The 20,731-nt window shown below is 63.5% G+C and carries 15 protein-coding genes; 8 read left to right on the forward strand and 7 right to left on the reverse strand.

Features of this window, described 5'->3' with window-relative positions; translation table 11 throughout:
• Positions 1-365: 365 nt before the first annotated feature.
• From AC6IW9_RS15970 to AC6IW9_RS15980, 3 genes are all read right to left on the reverse strand, one after another.
• On the reverse strand, positions 366-923 hold the full coding sequence (locus tag AC6IW9_RS15970; protein WP_497765042.1) for a hypothetical protein: 558 nt from the start codon (positions 921-923) through the stop codon (positions 366-368).
• Between the two features lie 143 nt (positions 924-1,066).
• Positions 1,067-1,903: a molybdate ABC transporter substrate-binding protein gene (gene modA, locus AC6IW9_RS15975; protein WP_497765044.1), complete on the reverse strand. Its 837-nt coding sequence runs from the start codon at positions 1,901-1,903 to the stop codon at positions 1,067-1,069.
• A gap of 62 nt (positions 1,904-1,965) precedes the next feature.
• Positions 1,966-2,781: a molybdate ABC transporter substrate-binding protein gene (locus AC6IW9_RS15980; protein ID WP_497765047.1), complete on the reverse strand. Its 816-nt coding sequence runs from the start codon at positions 2,779-2,781 to the stop codon at positions 1,966-1,968.
• Between the two features lie 603 nt (positions 2,782-3,384).
• On the opposite strand from AC6IW9_RS15980, the gene AC6IW9_RS15985 reads away from it, so the two are divergent.
• The 5 genes from AC6IW9_RS15985 to AC6IW9_RS16005 all read left to right on the forward strand — a co-directional run bounded on the left by AC6IW9_RS15985 (position 3,385) and on the right by AC6IW9_RS16005 (position 9,776).
• The gene (locus AC6IW9_RS15985) at positions 3,385-6,435 is read left to right on the forward strand and encodes a two-partner secretion domain-containing protein (RefSeq protein WP_497772540.1); all 3,051 of its coding nucleotides are present in this window, start codon (positions 3,385-3,387) and stop codon (positions 6,433-6,435) included.
• Positions 6,436-6,499: 64 nt separating this feature from the next.
• Positions 6,500-8,206, forward strand: a complete 1,707-nt coding sequence (locus tag AC6IW9_RS15990; protein WP_497765049.1) for a ShlB/FhaC/HecB family hemolysin secretion/activation protein — start codon at positions 6,500-6,502, stop codon at positions 8,204-8,206.
• A gap of 27 nt (positions 8,207-8,233) precedes the next feature.
• Positions 8,234-8,662, forward strand: a complete 429-nt coding sequence (locus AC6IW9_RS15995) for a MotA/TolQ/ExbB proton channel family protein (RefSeq protein ID WP_497772541.1) — start codon at positions 8,234-8,236, stop codon at positions 8,660-8,662.
• Positions 8,655-9,038 carry an ExbD/TolR family protein gene (locus AC6IW9_RS16000; RefSeq protein ID WP_497765052.1) on the forward strand — a complete coding sequence of 128 codons (384 nt, stop codon included), beginning with the start codon at positions 8,655-8,657 and terminating at the stop codon, positions 9,036-9,038. The genes AC6IW9_RS15995 and AC6IW9_RS16000 overlap by 8 nt, the downstream gene beginning before the upstream one ends.
• Before the next feature lie 24 nt (positions 9,039-9,062).
• Entirely contained in the window at positions 9,063-9,776 is a 714-nt protein-coding gene (locus AC6IW9_RS16005) for a TonB family protein (protein ID WP_497765055.1), read from the forward strand.
• A 95-nt stretch (positions 9,777-9,871) separates the two neighbouring features.
• On the opposite strand, the gene AC6IW9_RS16010 is transcribed toward AC6IW9_RS16005, so the two are convergent.
• Complete coding sequence (locus tag AC6IW9_RS16010) at positions 9,872-13,102, reverse strand: alginate export family protein (RefSeq protein ID WP_497765058.1); 3,231 nt, start codon at positions 13,100-13,102, stop codon at positions 9,872-9,874.
• Between the two features lie 474 nt (positions 13,103-13,576).
• On the opposite strand from AC6IW9_RS16010, the gene AC6IW9_RS16015 reads away from it, so the two are divergent.
• Positions 13,577-14,032 (forward strand): hypothetical protein, encoded by a 456-nt coding sequence (locus AC6IW9_RS16015; RefSeq protein ID WP_497765060.1) that lies wholly within the window; start codon positions 13,577-13,579, stop codon positions 14,030-14,032.
• Positions 14,029-15,009 (forward strand): LLM class flavin-dependent oxidoreductase, encoded by a 981-nt coding sequence (locus AC6IW9_RS16020; RefSeq protein WP_497765062.1) that lies wholly within the window; start codon positions 14,029-14,031, stop codon positions 15,007-15,009. Before AC6IW9_RS16015 ends, AC6IW9_RS16020 begins: the two co-directional genes overlap by 4 nt.
• Positions 15,010-15,226: 217 nt before the next feature.
• Here the strand turns inward: AC6IW9_RS16020 and modC are convergent, their stop codons facing one another.
• The 3 genes from modC to modA (AC6IW9_RS16035) are packed head-to-tail and all read right to left on the reverse strand — an operon-like array spanning position 15,227 to position 17,776.
• A complete protein-coding gene (gene modC, locus AC6IW9_RS16025) occupies positions 15,227-16,330 on the reverse strand; it encodes a molybdenum ABC transporter ATP-binding protein (protein WP_497765065.1) in 1,104 nt (367 codons plus the stop codon).
• Positions 16,323-16,997, reverse strand: coding sequence for a molybdate ABC transporter permease subunit (modB, locus tag AC6IW9_RS16030; RefSeq protein WP_497765067.1), 675 nt, complete (start codon positions 16,995-16,997; stop codon positions 16,323-16,325). The genes modC and modB overlap by 8 nt, the downstream gene beginning before the upstream one ends.
• An 8-nt stretch (positions 16,998-17,005) precedes the next feature.
• Positions 17,006-17,776 (reverse strand): molybdate ABC transporter substrate-binding protein, encoded by a 771-nt coding sequence (gene modA, locus AC6IW9_RS16035; RefSeq protein WP_497765069.1) that lies wholly within the window; start codon positions 17,774-17,776, stop codon positions 17,006-17,008.
• Between the two features lie 365 nt (positions 17,777-18,141).
• Between modA (AC6IW9_RS16035) and AC6IW9_RS16040 the strand changes: the two genes are divergently transcribed.
• Positions 18,142-20,664 (forward strand): alginate export family protein, encoded by a 2,523-nt coding sequence (locus AC6IW9_RS16040; protein ID WP_497765072.1) that lies wholly within the window; start codon positions 18,142-18,144, stop codon positions 20,662-20,664.
• Positions 20,665-20,731 lie beyond the last annotated feature (67 nt).

Raw genomic sequence — 20,731 nt, forward strand, 5'->3', positions numbered from 1 at the left:
CCGTGTGATTCCGCGAAAGGTGAGTTTTCGACGCCTGCGTGTCGAGACCGCGAGCCGCATATGCGAGAAGCCGCGCCGTCATGCGACCGTGCGTGGCGCGCCGAGATAATAGGACGAGGCCGCCGCCGGCGCTCATGCAAAGCCTGCTAAAGCGCGTCGAGCACGAAGCCCGCATGCGCCGTGAAGAGCGCCAGCCGACGAGCCTCTGAAAAAATTCGTATAGGCGGGATCCGATCGAGGGCCGATCATCGGAAGACCTCCTGTCCGAGGGCGGGCTGCACGCCCAAATCCTCTCGGACAGGAGGTCGGTCGCTGCGGTCGGCGGTTTCGTTCGATCAGGCGCACGCTCTCGTCGTGGATCGGCGTTATTGATAAATTCGATACTGAATCGAGAAGTTGCCGAGCTTTGCGCCCGTATCCGTGTAGATGTAGGTGCGCACCGTATGGGTGCCCGCGGAGACCGCGCTCTGCTGCTGGCTGAATGTCCCGGCTTGGTAAAACGAAGGGTTGATCAATCCCAGGAAGGGACAGCTCGGGCGATCCATGAAGACGCCGTCGACCTGCGTGCAGATTGCCCAGCGGTTATTGCCCCCTGGACCGCCGGTCACTTGCACCGCCTGGTCCGCCTCGAGACGGCAGACGCCTGGGGTCGGGCATGTCAGCGTCTTGGGGTTGTCCACGGGCTGGAATCCAGGTCCGACGGCGACCACCTTGGAAGAACTCACGGAATAGGTCGTCGTGAGCAAAACATGCCCGCCGAGCCCCGGAGCGCCGGCCGCGAGGCCCGACGCCGGCGGCGTCGAAGCCGCCGGCGCCGGAGATGTCGCCTTGGCCGGCGGCAATGACGCGCTGAAGCCGACGGTCGACACGAGACCGAGGGTGGCCGTTGTCGCCATCGCCAACGCAAATCGAACAGTCTTCATTTTATTTATTCCCTATGCTCTGAACGCGGTCTCGGCGAGCGCACATCGTCGTGTGCGTGCAAGCGCCCGAGATCGGCTCCCCACTTCCAGGATCAGCGAACGGCGCGGCGTCGGCGAAACTGATCGTCGGCGCCGCGGGACGACTACGACAGCGAGTAGCAGTAGGATGTGACGATGCTCTGGCCGACCGGCGCGGTGCGCATGAACCTCACGAAATCCCTCAGAAGTGCGCTCTGCGCCGCCGAGCGCGAGAAGTTCTTGAGCATGATCGCATATTGCTCGATGCGACTATGCTTGGGCGCGACGTTGTAGGCATAGGTGTGATGGAAGCCCGAATTGAAGCGCTTCGTGCCGTTCACTACTCTACAAATCGAAGATTGTGCAATGAACCCCATCGGATAGGTGCGGTTCTTTACCGCCGTGTAGGTGAGGCTGATATTGCTCTTTGTGAAGACATGCGCGGTTCCGACGGGCGGATAGGGCGTGGAAGGCCATGGAATGTTCCACGGCTTGGACTTCAGCACTTGCGCCGCAGCGGTTCCGTAAGGAGCGGTCGCGGGATTGGCGAGGACGACATCCTGCGTGAGCTTCGTGGGAAGACCCGCGCTGATGTTCACGGTCGGCGACCAGAGCTCCAGTTCGCCGACGGCATATTTGAATGGGGCGCCCGTGATGAGCGCGGGGTAAGTGGTATAGAGCTGCTGCGGCCGGGTCTTGTCCGCCGAGAGAAACAGATCGTATTTCCGCGTGCCGTTGATGATCTGGGTCTGAAGCACGCCGGACGAGTCCGACGTGAAGGTGATGTTGGTGCCGGGATGGACAACCTTGAAGGCCGCGATCAGCGCATTCATCGTCGCCGTGAAATTCGCGGCGACCGCGACATTGATCGTCGTCGTGGCGGCATCCGCTCGCGACGCCGTCAGCGATGCTACCGCGACGGCCGATAGCGCCAGGCCTTTGAGCTTGACAGTGGACATCATGACGTTCCCTTGAACTGACTATTGCGATGATTCCGGGCGTGGATTGCGCGCGCCCGACAACTTTATTGGGCGTTCGGAAGCTTGAAGCAGTGCTGGCTGAAGTTGGCGCTGCCCGCGCCCGTCAGATAGGAGACAAAAGCTTTCAACTCGGCCTCGTCCTCCGGCGCGCGCTGACGCGCGATTTTCACGCCCGCCAGAACGATATCGATCGGCGTTCCGCTGTCGCGCAGGTCATATTCGTGATGGAAGCTGCCGGGCTCGAATTCCTCGACTCCCGTGACCGCGGAACAGATCTGCGACTTGCCGGTGAAGCCGTAAGGCGAATCGATGAACTGGACCGCCGCGTAGGAGGAAACGGCGTCGCCGACTTTGAGCAGCAGCCCACGTGTTTCGGCAAAGCGATACGTGTCCTTGAGGACCTGCGCCGCAGCGAGGCCATAGGGGTCCTTGGTCGCGGGATCGGGCAGGGAAAAGCGCTTCAGCCCACGCGGGAGGCCGGCGGTGACGTCGACATTCTTGCTCGCGCTCGAATAGAGCACCAAGACGTCCTTCGCATAGGGGAACACGTTCCCCGAAACGAGGCTCGGATATTTGCCGGCCAGCTCCAGCGGCGCGAGATAGGACTGCGCCAGGAACAGGTCGGGGATGGGTTCGACGCCGGCGATGATCGCGTCTCTCGCTTCCGCGTCGGGAATGATATTGACGGACACCGAATATCCCGCCGTCGGAAAATCCCCCAGGAAGTCGGAAACGAGGTCCGTCACCGCCCCCGCCGCCACCGGCGCGACTGCGATGGTGATCGTCGCCGCTCCCGCGGGCGAACCGAACAGCGCGAAGATCGCCGCCGCCGCGACACATTTGAGTTTGGCTACTCGCATAAATCTCCCCTTTATTAACGCTCGATTCGCGCCCCCGCACGCGCGGGGCAAATCGGAAGCGGCGAAGCCGGTCGCGGCATTCGCGCGCCAGATCGAAATGTTCGGCTGTTTTCGCGGGGCCTTGCGACGGTGAGAAGCGCCCGAGCCCCGGAGGCGACGCTGTTCGCCGACATCATGAGAACCATGGATGCGTCTGGATCGAGTGGACGCTCTCTCCTCACGACTTTATCCGCCACCACACAAAACACGCCAGCGAACACGCCGCGGCTTCCCAGACGAAGCGCAGATCGCTGTTCATTGACGCTATATAGCGGCAAAGCCGGGGTCAAGCAGCAAATTCGAGCGATTACCGCACGAGAATTCGGCAGGCCCGCTGCTATTGTAGGCTCGCGCAGGGCTTTCTATCGATAGGGAGCCGAGGTATAGAAAGAGTGTGAAATAGCTTATATAGCGAACGTTGCGTGCGTCGCGCGCCGGAGTCGGTCTGTGAAGCGGTTTGTTCTCATCCCGAGCCCGACAAGTCCGCGGATCGTTCCGAGGTCGCCTGAGAAGAGCAGCGCCGCCGAGGCTCGGACCGGAGGAGCGCTCATCGTCATTGCCGCGATGATCTTCCTCATCGCTTCCCCCTCGGTCTGCCGTGCAGGTCCTGACGGCGGGCATGTCGTTTATGGCGAGGCCGATATCGTGTCCCTCGCAAATACGACGAACATCGACCAGCGCACGTCGACGGCGATCATCGACTGGCGGAGTTTTTCGATCGCGCCTTCGGAGACGGTGAACTTCAATCAGCCTGCCGCCTCGTCTGCGACGCTCAATCGTGTGATCGGCAATGAGAGAAGCGTCATCGCCGGCGCTTTGAACGCCAATGGAAAGGTGTTCATCGTCAATTCCGCCGGGGTCCTCTTCACAAAGGACGCGCAGGTCGACGTCGGCGGACTCGTCGCCTCGACGCTCGATATTTCGAACAAGAATTTCAGCGCGGGAAAATTCGCTTTTTCGGGCAATTCCTCGGCGTCGGTGATCAATCGGGGAAACATCCATGCGCACTCGGGCGGTTATGTCGCCCTTCTCGGCGCCAATGTCGCGAACGAGGGTGCGATCACGGCGACTCTCGGTTCCGTCGCGCTGGCTTCGGGCGATAAGATCACGCTCAATTTCAACGGCGACTCGCTCCTCGACGTGACGGTCGACAAGGGCGCGCTCGACGCGCTGGCGCAGAACAAGGGTATGATCAAGGCCGACGGCGGCCGCGTGGTGATGACGGCGCGCGCCGCCGACGCCCTGCTGTCCGCTCAGGTCAACAACAAGGGCGTGATCCAGGCGCGGACCATGGCGGGGCTGATGGGCGGCGCGTCCCGCGCGGGCTCGGTGAAGCTCTCCGCCGTCGGCGGCGGCGTCCGCGTCGCGGGCCGGATCGACGCTTCGGCGCCGCGCGGCGGCAAGGGCGGGACCATCGTGACCCGCGGCAGCATGGTGACGATCGCCCGAAACGCGATCGTGACGGCGAAAGCCGCTTCGGGCGAGCATGGCGACTGGACGATCGGCTCGCATGGCTTCGTCCTCGGCGCGGGCGGCAACGTCCGAGGCGCACAGCTCGCGAATCTGCTCGGATCGAGCAATATTTCCATCCGTTCGGAAGGCCAGGGCCAGGCGGGCGACATCGACGTCAAAGGCGCGGTGACGTGGCGCGCGGATACGCGCCTCACGCTCGATGCGCGCAGGAACATCAATATCGACGCCGACATCGCGGCGACGGGATCGGCCGGCGGCCTCTCCATGGTTTTCGGCGGCGACTATGTGTTTGCGAACAACGCCCGCTCCATCTCGCTGACGGGATCGCACGCGAGCCTGACCATCAACGGGCAGAGCTACACGATCATCGACACGCTTGCCGCGCTGGCCGCGCTTTCGGATAATCCCGATGCGATCGCGTCCGGATTTTACGCGCTCGGCCGCGATATCGACGCGTCCGGCGCGTCTTTCTCCGGCCCGGTCGTCCATATGCTGGACGGGACCCTGGCGGGACTAGGACATAAGATCAGTAATCTCACCATCCACGATCCGGACGGCCTCGATCTCGACGCGATGATCGGGTCGGCGGGAGCGGGCGCGACGATCCGCGACATCGGGCTCGTCGATGCGAACATATTCGCGGGCGACTATCTCGCAGGCGCCCAGCAGGGTACGGCTGCGGCGTTGGTCAATGACAATTATGGTCGGATCGCCAACGCCTATGTCGACGGAGGCGCGATTTCCGGCGTCGGCAATGTCGGCGGTCTCGTCGCGACGAACAATGGGACGATCGTCGATTCGTTCAGCAATGTCGTCGTGAACGGGCGCAGCGCGGTGGGCGGACTCGTCGGCGTGAACGGGCTTTTCGCCTCCATCGCCGGTTCCTATGCGCGCGGCCCGATTTTCGCCGGCGCGCCATTGATTCTCAATCCAGACTTCACGATCTCGCTCGACGAAAGCCTCTATATCGGCGGACTGGTCGGTCTCAACGGCGGGAGCATCTCCCAGTCCTACGCCGATGCGGCGATCACGACTCTCAACAGTTCGAATGTCGGGGGGCTGGTCGGCAATAATGTGAATATCGGCTTCGACCTGCCGGGCGGCGATATCAGCGATTCCCATGCGATCGGATGGATGAACGCGACCTGGAACAGCCGACTGACGCTGGGCGATACGGGCATCGGCGGGCTGGTCGGCGTGAACGACGGCGGCACGATCAGCGATACGCGTTCAGAACTCGACATCAGCCTGACCAATCAGGCCGGGTTGTTCACCTCGTCGGCCGGCGCCGGCGGCTTTTTCGTGCCGATGACCGGAATCGGAGGCCTCGTCGGGGTCAACAAGACGGCCGTCGACGATACCGGCGGCGTGATCCAGCGCTCGAGATCCACGACCAACATCTACAATGACGGCTGGGTGGACGCCGTGGGCGGTCTCGTCGGCTACGCCTATGGCGGTTCGATCACCGACTCTTTCGCGGCCGGAATGGTCACATCCGGCATTTATGTCTATCCCGATGGCGCGGCCGGGCTGATCGGCAATGTCTTCGATTCGGATCTGGTCGCGCTCAGCGGCAACGGCTGGGATATCAATGGCACGGGTCAGACCGCCGGCGTCGGCTTCGGCGGAAACGGAATGAGCGGCGGGACCGGTGTCGGCGATCCGAGCCTTCCGCCGCCCTTCGGTTTCGCGACCCCCGCCGATCCGGCCGCTGGCGTCTCCCGTCAGACGCGGCTCGCCGCCGCGCAACTCGGAACCACCATCGCGACGACGAACACGCAGATCACCGCGTCGACGCCCCCGCGGGAACGGCTCGCCGCCGCCGGAGCCGCCGCGACCGCTGCTATCTCCGATCCGTCCTTCGACGAAAGGACGACCGTCGGGGAAGCGCCGCCGCGTCTCGGCGCCATGCCTTCGAGGCCCGCGAGGAGCGCCTCTCTCGGGGCCGCCTCCGGACGGCCCGGCGCACAATCCGACGACACGACGGCGCCGCGCCGCGCCGCACGACGTTCGGAGCCGAAGGCGGCCGCTCGAAAGCCGCAGGACCCGGGCTACGGCGCGACCATCCGCAGCATCGAAATCGACGGCAAGCGTTTCGATCTGCAGGAGAAGCCCGTCGGGGCGGGTAAGCCGAATCCTTAGTCGAGTAACGAGTATGGGCCTATCAGTCATGAAGCCTCGTCATGTCCGCGCATGCGTCGTCGGTGTGTCTCTCACGCTCTTCGGCCCGGCGAGCGCTGCGCGAGCGCAGACGCCGGCGCCGCCGCCGCCATACGGGCTCGGCGACGCGGTTCGCGCCGCGGAGCAAGCGCGAAGGGAAGCGCCGCCTGCTGCGCGGCCCGATGTCGCTGTTCCGCAAAGCGCCGAGCCGCGCTTCACCATGCCCGACAATGAGAAGCTGTTCGTCCGGCGCATCGAGATCGACGGCCCCGATCTCGTCGACGCCGAGGAGCTTCGCGCTGCTCTTTCCCCTCATGAGAACCGCAAGCTGACGCTCGGCGAAATCTACGACGTCGCGGACGCGGTCACGAATCTCTACAGGGCGAAGGGCTATGTCGTCGCGAAGGCCTATGTTCCCGAACAGGACGCGCGCGGCGGCCGACTGACCCTGAAGGTGATCGCGGGGAGCTACGGCTCCGTCACGCTCGACAACAAATCACTCGTCCGCAGCGACTATCTTCAGAACGTCGTCGATCGGACGCTGGCGGGATCGCCCTACATCCGCAAGGAGGAGCTCGAACGCGCCATGCTGCTCGACGCGGATCTTCCCGGCGTCGGCGCTCCGCGCATTTCGATCGCTCCTGGGCAGCGGCCGGAAACGTCCGATTTCATCTTCAGCCCGCCCGAGGCGCGGCGTATCGAAGGCTATGTGTTGGGCGACAATTTCGGCTCGCCCTACACGGGAAGGATCCGCACGAGCGGCTCCTTCACCCTGAATTCCCCGACAGGCTATGGCGATCGCTTGTCGGCCTTCGGCGTCATTTCGGAGACGAGCGGCTTGGTGAACGGCCGCATCGCTTATGCGCCGCCCCCGACCTATGGGGGATTGCGCGGCGAAGTGAGCTTCTTCGAGACCGTCTACAAGCTCGGCGGCGTCTATCGCGACTCCCGCGCAACGGGCGAAGCGAACGGCTTTTCCGTCAACCTCGTTTATCCCTGGAAGCGGCAGCGCGAGGAGAGCCTCTATCTGTTTTCGAACTTCACGCACAAATATCTCGACGACAAGGTCTTCGGCGTTTCGACCGCCATGCGCTACATCGAGGTCGGAACCGCAGGCGTGACGCGTGACACATTCGGCTCCGTTTTCGGCATGCCTCTCGTGACCGACACGAGTCTATCCGCATCGGGAGGAGTCCTCCGCTTTCCCAACCCAGCCGATCGTGCAGCCAACAAGGCCGGAATCGACACGGCCGGCGCGTTCGGCAGGGTCAATCTGAACTTTGCGTCCACGCTGGCCGTGACGCCCGACATTTCGCTGTCGCTGATCCTGCGCGCCCAAAAGGCGATCGGACGCAATCTGGACTCGAGCGAGAAGCTCGGCTCGACCGGCGTTTTCGGCGTGCGTTCTTACGACGAAGGTCTCGCGGGCGACAGCGGCGTCATCACGACGCCGGAAATCCGATATGCGTTGCCGCCCGTCGAGGGCTATCAGCATTCCTTCGGCCTCTTCTCGGACTTCGGCGCCGTATGGCTCGAACATCCAGGCTATACGCTGACGCAGCGCGCGTTTTCGCCGCTGAGCGACATCGGCGCCGGCTACTATGCGACCTATGATCTGCCGAGCTTCGAACTGTCCCCGGCGCGCACTTTGTTTTTCAAGGCGCAGGTCGCGCATTCGCTAGGCTGGCGCACGGTCGCGCCGACATACGACCAATACACCAAGGGGCTGTTCCAGCTCGGCGTCACCTATTGAAAGCGGATCGAGAAGGGAAGAATGCTTATGAAAATAGATTGGGCTGCGAATATGATCGATTTCGGCGTCCTCGGCCTGCTGCTCGCGCTGAGCGTCGTCGTGGTCGCCATCGTGCTGGAGCGACTCTTCTTTTTTCGATCCATTCGTCTCGAAGGCTTCGACAATGCGAAAGTGCTGGAACTGGCGCTGACCAAGCGGATATTCATCGTGGCGCTGGTGGCGGCGAACGCGCCGTATATCGGACTTCTCGGCACCGTCCTCGGCATCATGCTGACCTTTTACGGCATGGGAATCGACGGAACGGCGGACGCGAGCCGGATCATGAGCAGTCTCGGGCTCGCGTTGAAGGCGACGGCCGCAGGCCTCGTCGTCGCCCTCGTCGCGGTCACCGCCCACAACACTCTTCTGCGGTGGATCAAAGTGCTGACGCTGCGCTGGGAGATCGCCAATGGATGACAAGCCGTTCGACTCGATCAATGTCGTCCCGCTCGTCGACATCATGCTGGTGTTGCTGACGATCGTTTTGACCACGGCGAGTTTCATCTCTTCCGGGCGAATTCCCGTGTCGCTGCCACAGGTGACGAAGGCGGATATCGAAAAGCGCAAGGATATGGTCATCGAGATTTCGGCGGATGGGCAGATCCATTTCGAGGGCAGGGCGGTTTCCAAGGAAGCGCTCGAGCGGGAGCTGAGCGTCGCGCCGGCTCAGACCTCCGTCCTGGTCCGAGCGGATCGCTCCAGCCGATTTCAAAGCTTCGTCGACGTCGCGGACGTTCTCAAGCGGCTGAAAATATCGAAGGTCGCCGTGCAGACCGAAAGCGCGCAGAAGTAGCTGCTCGGGCTCGGGCCGATAGTGATGCGATCCTCGCATTTCACGCTCTTCCACGGGCTGTTCGTCTCCGTCGCCCTCCATATGGCCGCGGTGCTGCTGTTTCTCATTACGGTCGAATATACCGCGTCCCCTGTCGACGAGACGCTCGTCGTCGAATTTCAGGGCGTCGATTCCGACATGCAGGCGGAAGAGCAGAACCGGCAGCAGAACAAGGGCGCCGACGGAGCGAACGAGAATCAAAGCCGGCAGGCGGGCGGCGAGGCTGCCGAAGAGCGCGAAATCACCGAGCCACAGCCCGAAACGGCGGACGCAATTCCCGAGCCGACGCAACAAAAGGAAATGGGCGGCGCAAGTGCGAGCGCTCGAGCGGGCGCGCCCGGACAGGTTCGATCGCCGGGCGGCGAGCAGGAGCAGAGCGCCCAGACCATTCAGCGAAACGCCGAGCGGCAAATGGACGAGCTGCGCAGCTATGTCCGCGGGCTGTCCAAGAAGATTCAGTCCGAGCTGGTCTATCCGAAAGAGGGGCGCCGCGCGGGATTGCAGGGCGTCGCGACCGTTTCCTTCAAGATCATGCCCGATGGGAGCATGAACCCGCAGTCTCTGAAGATCGTCGTGAGCAGCGGCAAGGAGGAACTCGATGCGAGCGCGCTGAAAACCGTGCGGCTCTGCTCGCCCTTCGCGCCTCCGCCGAAGGAGATCTCGGTGACGATGGCCGTCACCTATGGCCGCAAGCGCTGAGCGAAGCGCTTCCGCCACAAACGCTCGCGCGCGCATCGAGAGATAGACGATCGTTCACGCTCACGCGATATCGGCGGGTCCTCGCGACGCTCCACTCAGTTTTTGATCGGCCAATCGAAGTGGTGATTGATGCCGGCCTGTATCAGGCTCCCGCCGAACTGCGTCTCGCCGACGGCGGCGAAACGATAGAAGGCGCTGGGATGGACAACGGCGGTTTGAACGCGAATGTCGCCGAGATTATAGTGGAGATATTCGGCCTTGGCGCTCCAGTGCGAGTCGAAGGCGTATTCGACGCCGCCGCCCGCGGTCCAGCCGAGACGCGTGTCCTGATAGAGCGGATTGCCGTACGTCGTCGTTATGCCGCCCACACGATCCGTGACGAGCGAGGCGCTGGACGTGAGGCCGGCGAAAGCCAACCCGCCGGTGGCGTAGAGCTGCAAGTTCGGCGTCAGCAGATAGCCGAGCCGCGGTCTGATCGTGCCGAGATAGTCGAGCTTCACCATGCGCTGTCCGAAGCTCAGAAACGTATTGCCGATCGACGTGCTGAGCGCATATTGCGTCCGCGTGTCGGCATTGTCCGACACGGCGTGGAGATCGGCCTCGAGGCCGGCGACGAAGCTGTCGTTGAGCTTGTAGTTGGCGCCGATCTGGACTCCGCCGATGAAGCCGTCGAGATTCATGTCGGTCGGCGGCATGCTCGACGCGGCGGCGACCGGCGCGCTCGGGGAGGCAGAGGAAATCGGAGCGGTCGAGACCGTCGAGCGGGGCGTCGCCCAGGCCGCGCCCAGATTGACGCCGACATAAATGTCGCGCCAGCTCGGCGGCGCCTTCTTCCGACCTTCCGGCTCCGACGAGAGACCCACAAATTCGAGCGCAGGATTGCCTGAAATCGGCTGACCGTCGCCGAAAGCGTTGGCGGTCAGCTCGAGGTAGAAGAAGTCGGTCGGGCGCGCGGTTATCCCGCTCGTCGTGGCGGTCTGTCCCGCATAGGTCTGCTGAAAATAAGGCTGCTGCGGAAAGTAAGGCTGCAGTTCGACCGGCGGCGCGAAGCTCGTCGTGAAGCTGCCGGGCCAAAATCGCGCATAGCTCGCCGTGAGATTGACGAATCGCGAGAGCTTGTAGCGCAGACGCACATCGACTTCCGTGCCGATGAACGTGCCGCGATTGCCAAAGGGCGCATAGAGATTCGCGCGGTCCCACGCCGCCGCGGAGCTGGCGAGCCAATAGGCGCTGAACGCCGAATCGATCTGAAGATCCTTGGCCGGCGAAAATTCGAGACGGACTTTCGGCGCTCGCACATTGTTCCAGGCGATGTAATCGTTGCGCGAGAAGGGTTGATTGAAGCCGTAGAAAGTGTCGAAGGTCTGGTTGACGCCGTCGAACGGGCTCTTGTTGCCGGTTCCGTATGCGTAGCTGGCGCTGACGCGCGGCTTCCACGGATGATCCTGCAATGTGTAGCCGGTCTCGATCGCGTAGGCGAGCGCATCCTGCCGGGCGGTGGTCAGTATGGCGCTCTGCTGCAGGCCGAAAGTCTGGGACTCGCCGATTTCGCCGAATTGCTTGTTCACGTCGAAGTCATAGTCGAAATCGCCGAGCGTCCCGTAGGCGCGAAGACCCGGCGCACGCGTCTCGCGCTGCACTCTGAGAGAGCTCGACGAGCTGAACGGATCGGCATATTGCTTGCGTCCGATAAAATAAGGCTGGATGGTCGCATATTCCGACCAGCGGCGAATGCTGACGACCGTGCCGTAAATCCAGTTTTGCCAGTCCGGACGATCGAAGCCGTAGGGCTCGCGATTGACGGGCCGCATGAGGAAGCTGTCGACGTCCCAATCGTTCTCCTTCTTGCCGATCTTGAGGCGGAAGCCGTCGAACGTGTTGGTCGTGTTGCGAAATTCATTCTCGGCGATCAGGCGCTTGTCGAGCAGCTCGAAATGGAAGCGACCCGCGCGCAGGAACAAGGGACGGGCGTTGCCGCGATCGTCCTTGCCGAACATGTCCTTGAAATGGAGCTCGCCATAACCCGAGACCAGCTCGGTCGTGTTCACGTCGTTCCCCTGCAGCAGATAGAGGCTGTCGAAGGCGCGCGAATCCTGGAACTCGAGCGCGAAGCGGAACGGGTCGAGAATGTCCTGCACGCCGAGATAGGCGCGCGTGCGCACGAGCCAGACCGAATTGGGCAGGAGACGTCGCTTGGTCGGCCGATCCGACCATGGGTCGGTCCAGGGACGGTAGTCATTCTTGCGATATTCGAATCGCACGCGCGAATCGAGACCGATATTGAGCCAGTCGATTCCCTCGAACTCGCTATAGGTCTTGCCGAGGTTGCGGACATAAGGAGGGAGATCCGGCTGCGGCTCGAGGCGATAGGCGAGCGTCGGGACGTAATAGCTCGACTTCGCATCCGGCGACGCGGCGCTCGGCGCGCGGTCGAGCGCCGGGGTCTTCGCGTCTCGAGCCGGCGGCGCCCCCAGCGCGCCCATGGATCGCGGCTCATCGGCGCCGCGAAAGCGTTGCGCGAGTGAATCCAGCTGATCGATCGGGAGAAGAAGCGACGAAGGGCTCCAGTCGAAATGATAATTGATGCCGGCGCGGACGATATGTCCGTTGAAGGGCGTCGCGGGCTTGGCGGCCGAATAGGGGTAGAGAACGATCGGATCCGCGAGGGGATCGCCGAAGGGAAACTCCATCGCGCCGCCTACGCCGAGAAGCCTGTATCCCCGCGCCGAACCGAGGTCGTAGTGCAGATATTCCGCTTTCAAGGACCATTTCGGGAGGAACATCCACTCGACGCCGGCGCCCGCCGCCCAGCCGATTTGCGTGCTGGACGTCGACGTCGCGCCAAATCCCCCGAAGACGCCTGCGCCCGGCTGGAACATCTGTGTCGTCGAAGACGGACCGCCATAGGCGACGCCGGCTGTTCCATAGACGAGCAGCGAGGGCGTCGCGAGCCAACCGAGCCTGCCGCGCACCGTGCCGAGATAGTCGAGCCGGTTGGAAGTGAGGAAAACCGTCGCGGGCGAGAGTGACGTCGAATCGCCGTGTCCCCCGACAAACCCCTGGAAATCGGCCTCGGCGCCGACGAGAAATCTCTCACCGAACGCCCAATCATAGCCGATCTGTCCGCCGCCGCCGAATCCGCCGGCGGCGCTGCGTGCGATGAATCGCGTCGCGTCGAGCGCGAAGGGGACGGCCGAAGGCACGGCGTTCGGCGGAACATAGAGAGGCGGCGACGGCGCCGGCAGCGGCTCGGCGGTGATCCGGGCGCGCGTATCGCTCGCCCAACCATACCCGCCGTTGAGCCCTGCATGAAATCCCGTCCACATCGGCGGCGGTGCTGAATCGTCCGGCGATTTTCGAGTGAAGGGTTCGGCCGCGACCGCCGAACCGACGCCGAGCGGACAGAAAAGCGAATACGCGGCCAACGACGCGACGACTCTCCTCATCCCAACTCCATATACAACTCGACCGAGACGACCTGTAATCAGCGTGTCCTGAACATAATGCCTAAGCCATAGTTTTGGATCAAGCGCTATTTAACCTGCGCATAGAGCGCGTCGCGCATGGCGAATGCGCGCGAGGCGAGGCCGTCGTCCGAGCGCGAGAAGAAGGCCGACTGCGGGGCGGGATCGCCGGATGCGGTCGAGACAGATTCGAGAGAAGCGCCGGCCGGCGGGGCGACGGCGTGTCGTCCACGGAGCGGCGAGGGCCGTCATCGTCCGCGCGTGGTTGTTCATCTTTTGTGCAGGCATACGTTATGTAGTGGATTTATACTATAGCCGTGACGGGAGGGGACGACGATGCGACGCCGAACAGAGAAACTCGCCGCAATCTCGGTGTCTGCTTCGATCTCCCTGGCGTGCGCCGGCGCCGGAGAGTCCGACAAGCGCGTCGCGCTCGCGCTTTCGGGAAACGAAAAGGCGTTCGTCCTCGGGCAGATGCGCCTCTTCGTGAACAGCCTGGAACAGATCGTCTCGGGGCTCGCGGCCGACGATCGCGCCACGGTTGCGGAAGCGGCGGCCGCGCGCGGCGCGCGGCGATTCCAGGCCGAGAACGAGATGCCGAAGACGTTATCGGCGAAATTTCCGCAAGGCTGGACCGGCTTCGGACGCCCCATGCGCGCCGGCTTCGACGAATTGGCGCGCAGCGTGGCCGAAGGAGAGGACAAGAGCCGATCGCTCGCGCGCGTCGGCGAGATCATGCGCAATTGCGTCGGCTGCCATGCCGCCTACCGCATCGTCGACGCGCGAGAATGAGGGACGCCATGCGCCTCGGCCTGTTCTGCACCTATGAGAATCCCCGCCAGGACTATCGTTCCGCCTATGCGGAGCAGACAGAGCTCGTTCAGCTCGTCGAGGCGCTCGGCTTCGACGACGCCTGGATCGCGGAGCATCACTTCAATCCCAATGCGTCGAGCCCGGCGCCGCTCGCGATCATCGCCCATCTCGCCGCGCTGACGACGCGGCTGCGTCTCGGCGCAGCCGCCGTGCTGCTGCCCTTCTGCGATCCGATCCTGATCGCGGAGCAGGCGGCGACGGTCGACATCCTTTCGAACGGGCGCTTCGATCTCGGCGTCGCCAAAGGCGGGCCCTTTCCGACTCAGTTCGCACATTTTCACGTGGCCGCCGGCGAGGCGCGCGACAAGGCCGCCGAGGCGCTCTCGCTCGTCGAGCTGCTGCTGCGGGACGAAAAGGCGTCGTTCGACGGTCGTTTCTTCCACGCCGAGGGCGTGGAGCTCGTCCCCCGTCCCGTGCAGCGGCCGCTGCCGATCTTCGTAGCGACCTCCACGATGGAGACTGTGAGACAGGCGGCGGAGCGCCGCTTCGGCGTGATGGCGGCCCCGCCATTTCCTCTCGCCAATGTCAAAGAAGCGCGCAGCGCATATCGGGACGTCGCGCCCGAGGCCGATCCGAAGCTGGTGCTGATCCGCTTCTATCATATCGCGGCCACGCGCGAGGCGGCGATTGCGGAGGCCGAAGCTCTGCTCGCTCCATTCATCGAGCGCATGCGCGTCACGACGGCGAAGGTCCAACCCGAATGGACGCCATGGATGGATATGCGGCGCATGATCGTCGATTCGCTGATCGGCGACGAAGACGATATCCGCGAGAAGATCGCGGCGATCGAATCGGAGCTCTCGCCGCGCAGCCTCGTTCTGAAGCCGCTCAGCCCGAACTTCGAGCAGCGCGAGCAGAGCCTGCGTTTGTTCGCCGAACGATTCGCATCGCGATGAGGCGTCGATCCGGCCGGCGGCGCCCGCGACGCTGCGGTCGACGGATCACGGCGGAGACGGAGACGATGCGCGCTAATTGCCCGCGGACGCCTCAAATCGAGGGCGCGCCTCGAACACGGGAGCCAGACAATGGGCGAGATTTCCGCTCGCAATGTGATCGCCGGCGCCGTCGAGGAAGTGAAGAAAAGCGCGACCACGTCGGCCGTGCGCGCGGGCGCTATCGTTCCGCGCTGAGCAGAGCCACCGCCTTCACCTGGGCCCAGAGCTGCGTTTCCTTCACGACGCCGAGCTCTTGTCGTGAACGCTCGGTGATGCGCGCGAGAAGGCCCGAGCCATCCTTCAGGGTCAATCGCACCAGGACATGGCCTTCGATCGGCGTCTGCGTGAGATCCGACACGCTCGCGGGCAGGATGTTGAGGATCGTCGTATCCTTGTGACGCGACAGCGTCAGGCTGACGTCGCGCGCATGAACCTGGCACCGTAATTTTCGTCCGGGCGGCTCGAGACGGCGCGCGACGATCAGATCTCCAGCCGGACACTCGAGCCGCGTCAGCCCGTCGGCGCTCTCGGCGACGACGACGTCGAAGACGACGCCGGCGTCCTCGCTGAAGGAGAAAGGCAGATCGATTCGCGTCAGCACATCCGAGATCGCGCCGCTCGCGACGACTCGTCCCGCGTCCAGCAGCACGATGTGATCGGCGAGCCGGGCCACCTCGTCCGGCGAATGGCTGACATAGAGGATCGGTATGTCGAGTTCGTCGCGCAACCGCTCAAGATAGGGCAGTATCTCGAGCTTGCGCTTCACGTCCAGCGCGGCGAGCGGCTCGTCCAACAACAGCAGGCGCGGATCGGTGAGCAGCGCGCGCGCGATCGCCACTCTCTGGCGCTCGCCGCCGGAGAGATTGCGCGGATAGCGGCCGAGCAGATCGCCTATGCCGAGCAGGGCGAGAATCGCGTCCGGATCGACCGAATTGCTCGTGGCGCCCGCGCGTTTCATCCCATAGCGCAGATTGCCGAACACGGTGAGGTGTGGAAAGAGCGCCGCGTCCTGAAAGACCATGCCGATCGGGCGGCGGTACGTCGGCGTGAAGACGCCGCGCTCTTCGTCCTGCCAAACATCGTCGCCGACCTGCAGCCGGCCTTTCTGCGCGCGCACGAGGCCGGCGACGCATCGCAGCGCGGTCGTCTTGCCCGAGCCGGAGGGGCCGAACAGAGCCGTCACGCCATGCCCCGGCAAGGTCACGTCCATATCGAGCCCGAAGCTGCGATAGGCGAGGAGAAATCGCGCGCGGATCGCGCTCCCGGCGGGCGCGTCACGCATCGCTCTTTCCGGCGCGGCGCGTGTAGAGGCCGAGAAGAACGAAGAAGCTGAACAGGAGCATGCCGCCCGAAAGCCAATGGGCGCGCGTGTAATCCATCGCCTCGACATGATCGTAGATCTGCACCGAGACGAGCCGCGTCTCGTTCGGAATATTGCCGCCGACCATCAGCACCACGCCGAACTCGCCGATCGTATGCGCGAAGCCTAGGATCGCCGCGGTGACGAAGCCCGGCTTGGCGAGCGGCAATGCGACCGAGAAGAAGGCGTCGAAAGGGCTCGCGCGCAGGGTAGCGGCCGCCTCCAGGGGGCGGTCTCCCATCGCCTCGAAGGCGTTCTGGATCGGCTGGATGACGAAGGGCATGGAATAGCAGAGCGAGGCGATCACAATGCCCGTGAAGGTGAAGGGCAGGGGGCCGACGCCGAGAAAATTCGTCAGCCTGCCGATCGGGCCATAGGGCCCCATGGCGAGCAGCATGTAGAAGCCGATCACCGTCGGCGGCAGCACGAGCGGCAAGGCCACCACGGCGCCGACAGGCCCCTTGAGGCGCGACTTGGTGTGCGCGAGCCACCAGGCGATCGGCGTCCCCGCGACGAGCAGCAGCGATGTGACGATCACGGCGAGCTTCAGCGTCAGCCAGATCGCCTCCATGTCTTCGGATGTCGGCATGGAGCGTCCTATTTCTGCGCGGTCTCGCCCGGCAGCGCGAAGCCGTAGCGGATCATGACGCGCCGCGCCGCGGGCGAAGCCATATAGTCGGCGAAAGCTCGCGCGAGCGGATTGTCCGCGCCGCGCTTCGTGACGACGAAGGCCTGCCGCAGCGGCGCGTAGAGATTGTCGGGAATCTCCCTGTAGCTACCCTTTCCGGCGAGTTCGGGGCTCAGCGCCAGCGACAAGGCGACGATCGCGACATCGGCCGCGCCCGAGCGCGCATATTGGGCGGTCTGCGCGACATTCTCGCCGAAGACGAGCCGGCCCCGCAGGCTGTTCCACACGTTCTCCGCCTTCAGCGCCTCTTCGGCGGCGCGGCCATAGGGCGCGTGTTTGGGATTGGCGATCGCAATGCGACGAAACTTCGGATCGACGAGATCCTCGAGGCTCGTCTCGCGTACGTCGAGCGCGCCGCTCCACAGGACGATCCGGCCGATCGCATAGAGGACGGGCTCGGACGCCGCCGAGCCGCTCTGCGCGAGCGATCGCGCATAGGCGATATCGGCCGAGAAGAAGATGTCGAAGGGCGCGCCGTTCTGTATCTGCGTGTGGAACTTGCCCGAGGAGCCGTAGATCACGCTCACCTCGTCGTTCGGATGCGCCGACCTGAAATCGGCGACGATCTCGTCCATGGCGAATTTGAGATCGGCCGCGGCCGCTATGGCGACCGTTCCCCCGGCCATGGCCGGCGCGCCGAGCAGCGTCAGCATCAGCGCTGCGACGAGCAGTCGTTTCATTTCGACCCCGAGCGATGCGAAGGCCCCATGCGTGCTTCGCTCGGGTTACATAACGCGCGTCGAGATCGTTTCCGCTCTCACGCCGAATCGATTCGTCGCGCAGCCGTCACGGTCGCGGCGCCGGCCGCGGAAGAGCGGTCGCGCCGTCGTCTCCACATATTCCCGACAGGGGCTCACCGTCAGGGCCACGGCCGCGGACGAGTGTTCGCAGCGCTATCGAAGTCTCGCCGGATTTCGCCTGTGGATCCGTTACGCCATCGTCAATCGATCTACGTGAAGATTCGTATTGAACGTGAGCTCTGGGTCGTCCTACACCGAATCCACAAAGAATATATTATTGCTATATAGCGATTCGAGGCCTATTGATGAGCGATCGCATCAAGTCTCATTGGTTGGTCACGGCGGCTATCGGCGTCCTGTTGATGGCGTTGACCGCGACAACCTTCGGCGCTCCGGCAGACGAAAAGAATTCGAACGGAAGGGTAGGGAAGAAGACCGATCCAGGCGAAAAGCAGCAGGGGGACAAGAAGGCCGATTCACTGAAAGATAAAGAGAAGGATAAGAATAAGGACAAAGACAAGGATAAGGACAAAGACAAAGAAAAAAAGAGCTATTACGTTCCGACTCGCGCCTACCGACTCGAGCCGCAGCCCGACATTCCGCCCTATGTGCGCAACCTGGGGAAAACCTACGAGGATTTCAAAGGCATCGACTGGCTCAATATCGGTCTCGATTCGCGCGTGCGCTTCGAATATCGGAAGGACGACTATCGTCCCTGGCTCGACACCTCGGTCGACCCACCGGTTTCGCGGCGAAAATATTTCCCGAACTCGCTGTGGCTCGAGCGGACGCGCGTCTATTTCGGCGTGCAGGATATCCTCGATCCGTTCCGCTTCGTGATCGAGTTCCAGGACTCGCGCGCATTCAACAGCATCTATGAATATCAGGGGCAGGAGATCAATCAGAACGATCTGATCTCCGCCTACGGCGAGCTCTATTTCAAGGACGCCTTCGGCACGGACGATCTCGGCAATGATCGCCCACTGATCCTGCGGGCCGGCCGCTTCCACCTCGAGCTGCTCGACAGGCGCCTGATCGCGGAGAACGAATTCCGCAACACGACCAACACCTTCGAGGGCTTCCGCTTGAAAATCGGCAAGCGGGAGAACGATTTCGAGATCGACAGCTTCGTCATGCGCCCGGTCGTGCGCTTTCCCTACTCGTTCGATCGGGCCGAATGGTCGAACTGGATCTACGGCTCTGTGTTCAACATTCGGCGCTGGTCGGAATATGCGACGATCCAGCCCTATTTCCTCGGCCGCAAGCAATGGGCAGATCCGAACAACATCACCGCCTCCCTGAGGGTTCACCGGCAGACTTACGCGCCGGGCCTGCGCGCCTATGGCGTGCTCGGCGATTTCGACTACGACTTCGACATCAACAAGCAATTCGGCCAGCTCGGGGAGTTCCAGACCATCCTCGGGCGCCAGAACCCGTTCGAGACCTCTGTCCAGCATGACGCGATCGCTTACGCTTTCGAGTTCGGCTACACCTTCTCGGAGCTTCCGTGGAAGCCGCGCATCAGCGCCAATTACGCCTATGGCACGGGCAACATCAGTCCGTTCGACGGCGCCAACCAGAACTTCGATATTTTCTACGGCTTCAACCAGCCGTTTTCGCGGAACGACTACATCGCCTGGAACAATGTCAAAGCGCCGAAGGCGCGCATAGAGTTCACGCCCTTTCCCGATGTGTGGGTCGACACGGCCTTCAACGCCTATTGGCTCGCGAGCGCCGCCGGCGCCTGGGACCGAGCCAATCTCTCCGCGCCGCTCGGCAACAGAGGCACGTTCCTCGGCACCGAATACGACTTTCGCATTCGTCACAAGCTCAGCCCCTTCATCAATCTGACGGCGAGTTACGCACGCTTCTGGCCGGGCTCATTTCCGGCGAGCTTCGCGCCGCCGGTGGCCTTTCAGCCGTATTTCCCTCAATCCTTTCCGGGACAGACCACGACCACCAACGGGCTGACCGCCCGACCGACCGACTTCTTCTATCTGGAAGCCCAGGCCAATGCATTCGGCGACGGCAAGCCTATCCCGTACACCACGCTCGCCGGGCTGTTCGGCGTGACCTCGCCCTTCGCGCCGCCTCCGCCGCCGCCCAGCTGGACCGACGTCTATGTCGGCTTGAACGGCGGCGGCGCGTGGTCTGCTCCTCGCACCGACGTTCCGATCTGGCCCATCGGGACTGCGCAGGCCAGCCCGTTCATTACGTCGATCGGATCGCCGATCGACAACGCCAACCACTTCGCAGGATTCATCGGCGGCCTTCAGCTCGGCGTCAACGAGAGCTACGACGGGACCTTCCTGGCCGGCGTCGAAGCAGACCTGCATGGCGTCTCGGGAAACACGGACGGGAGATGGCGGGCCGAGAGCAACGCCGGCGGCGTCACTTACGCGCAGCGCACCGCGACGCTGAACTATCTCGGCACGATCCGGGGCCGTCTGGGTTATCTCCTCACTCCGACGCTCGCGGTCTACGGCACGGGCGGTCTCGCTTATGGCGGCGTCATCTCCACCGCCGCCATCGTCACCCAGCGCGCCGGCAGGAGCGGCGTGAACTTCACACTGCCCTTTTATGAGGACAGTCTTCTCGGCTGGACGGTCGGCGGCGGCGTGGAATGGGCGTTCATGCCCGACTGGACCGTCAAGGTCGACTATCTGCATTACGACCTGGGCAGAGCGACCGCTTCGCCCTTCGCGGCGCAGACGAGCGGCGCTCTCCAATACGCCCTGTCGTCGTCGACGCGCTTCGACGGCAATCTCGTGCAGGCCGGAGTCAATCGTCACTTCGACCTGTTCCCGCCGGCGACCGTGAAGAAATGACGAGGGGCTTCGGGCGACGCTCGATCCACCGAAACCGGACATGAAGAGCGCTATCGCGTCGTCCTCC

Source organism: Methylosinus sp. shoA (assembly GCF_059718125.1).

Excerpts from the sequence above, each read along its gene's own strand:
- AC6IW9_RS16000 (WP_497765052.1), top strand. The coding sequence starts at position 8,655 with ATGGATGACAAGCCGTTCGACTCGATCAATGTCGTCCCGCTCGTCGAC.
- AC6IW9_RS16010 (WP_497765058.1), bottom strand. The coding sequence starts at position 13,102 with ATGTGGACGGGATTTCATGCAGGGCTCAACGGCGGGTATGGTTGGGCG.
- modA (WP_497765044.1), bottom strand. The coding sequence starts at position 1,903 with ATGATGTCCACTGTCAAGCTCAAAGGCCTGGCGCTATCGGCCGTCGCG.
- AC6IW9_RS15970 (WP_497765042.1), bottom strand. The coding sequence starts at position 923 with ATGAAGACTGTTCGATTTGCGTTGGCGATGGCGACAACGGCCACCCTC.
- AC6IW9_RS15985 (WP_497772540.1), top strand. The coding sequence starts at position 3,385 with ATGATCTTCCTCATCGCTTCCCCCTCGGTCTGCCGTGCAGGTCCTGAC.
- modB (WP_497765067.1), bottom strand. The coding sequence starts at position 16,997 with ATGCCGACATCCGAAGACATGGAGGCGATCTGGCTGACGCTGAAGCTC.
- modC (WP_497765065.1), bottom strand. The coding sequence starts at position 16,330 with ATGCGTGACGCGCCCGCCGGGAGCGCGATCCGCGCGCGATTTCTCCTC.
- AC6IW9_RS16040 (WP_497765072.1), top strand. The coding sequence starts at position 18,142 with ATGAGCGATCGCATCAAGTCTCATTGGTTGGTCACGGCGGCTATCGGC.
- AC6IW9_RS15995 (WP_497772541.1), top strand. The coding sequence starts at position 8,234 with ATGAAAATAGATTGGGCTGCGAATATGATCGATTTCGGCGTCCTCGGC.
- AC6IW9_RS16005 (WP_497765055.1), top strand. The coding sequence starts at position 9,063 with ATGCGATCCTCGCATTTCACGCTCTTCCACGGGCTGTTCGTCTCCGTC.
- AC6IW9_RS16015 (WP_497765060.1), top strand. The coding sequence starts at position 13,577 with ATGCGACGCCGAACAGAGAAACTCGCCGCAATCTCGGTGTCTGCTTCG.
- AC6IW9_RS15980 (WP_497765047.1), bottom strand. The coding sequence starts at position 2,781 with ATGCGAGTAGCCAAACTCAAATGTGTCGCGGCGGCGGCGATCTTCGCG.
- modA (WP_497765069.1), bottom strand. The coding sequence starts at position 17,776 with ATGAAACGACTGCTCGTCGCAGCGCTGATGCTGACGCTGCTCGGCGCG.
- AC6IW9_RS16020 (WP_497765062.1), top strand. The coding sequence starts at position 14,029 with ATGAGGGACGCCATGCGCCTCGGCCTGTTCTGCACCTATGAGAATCCC.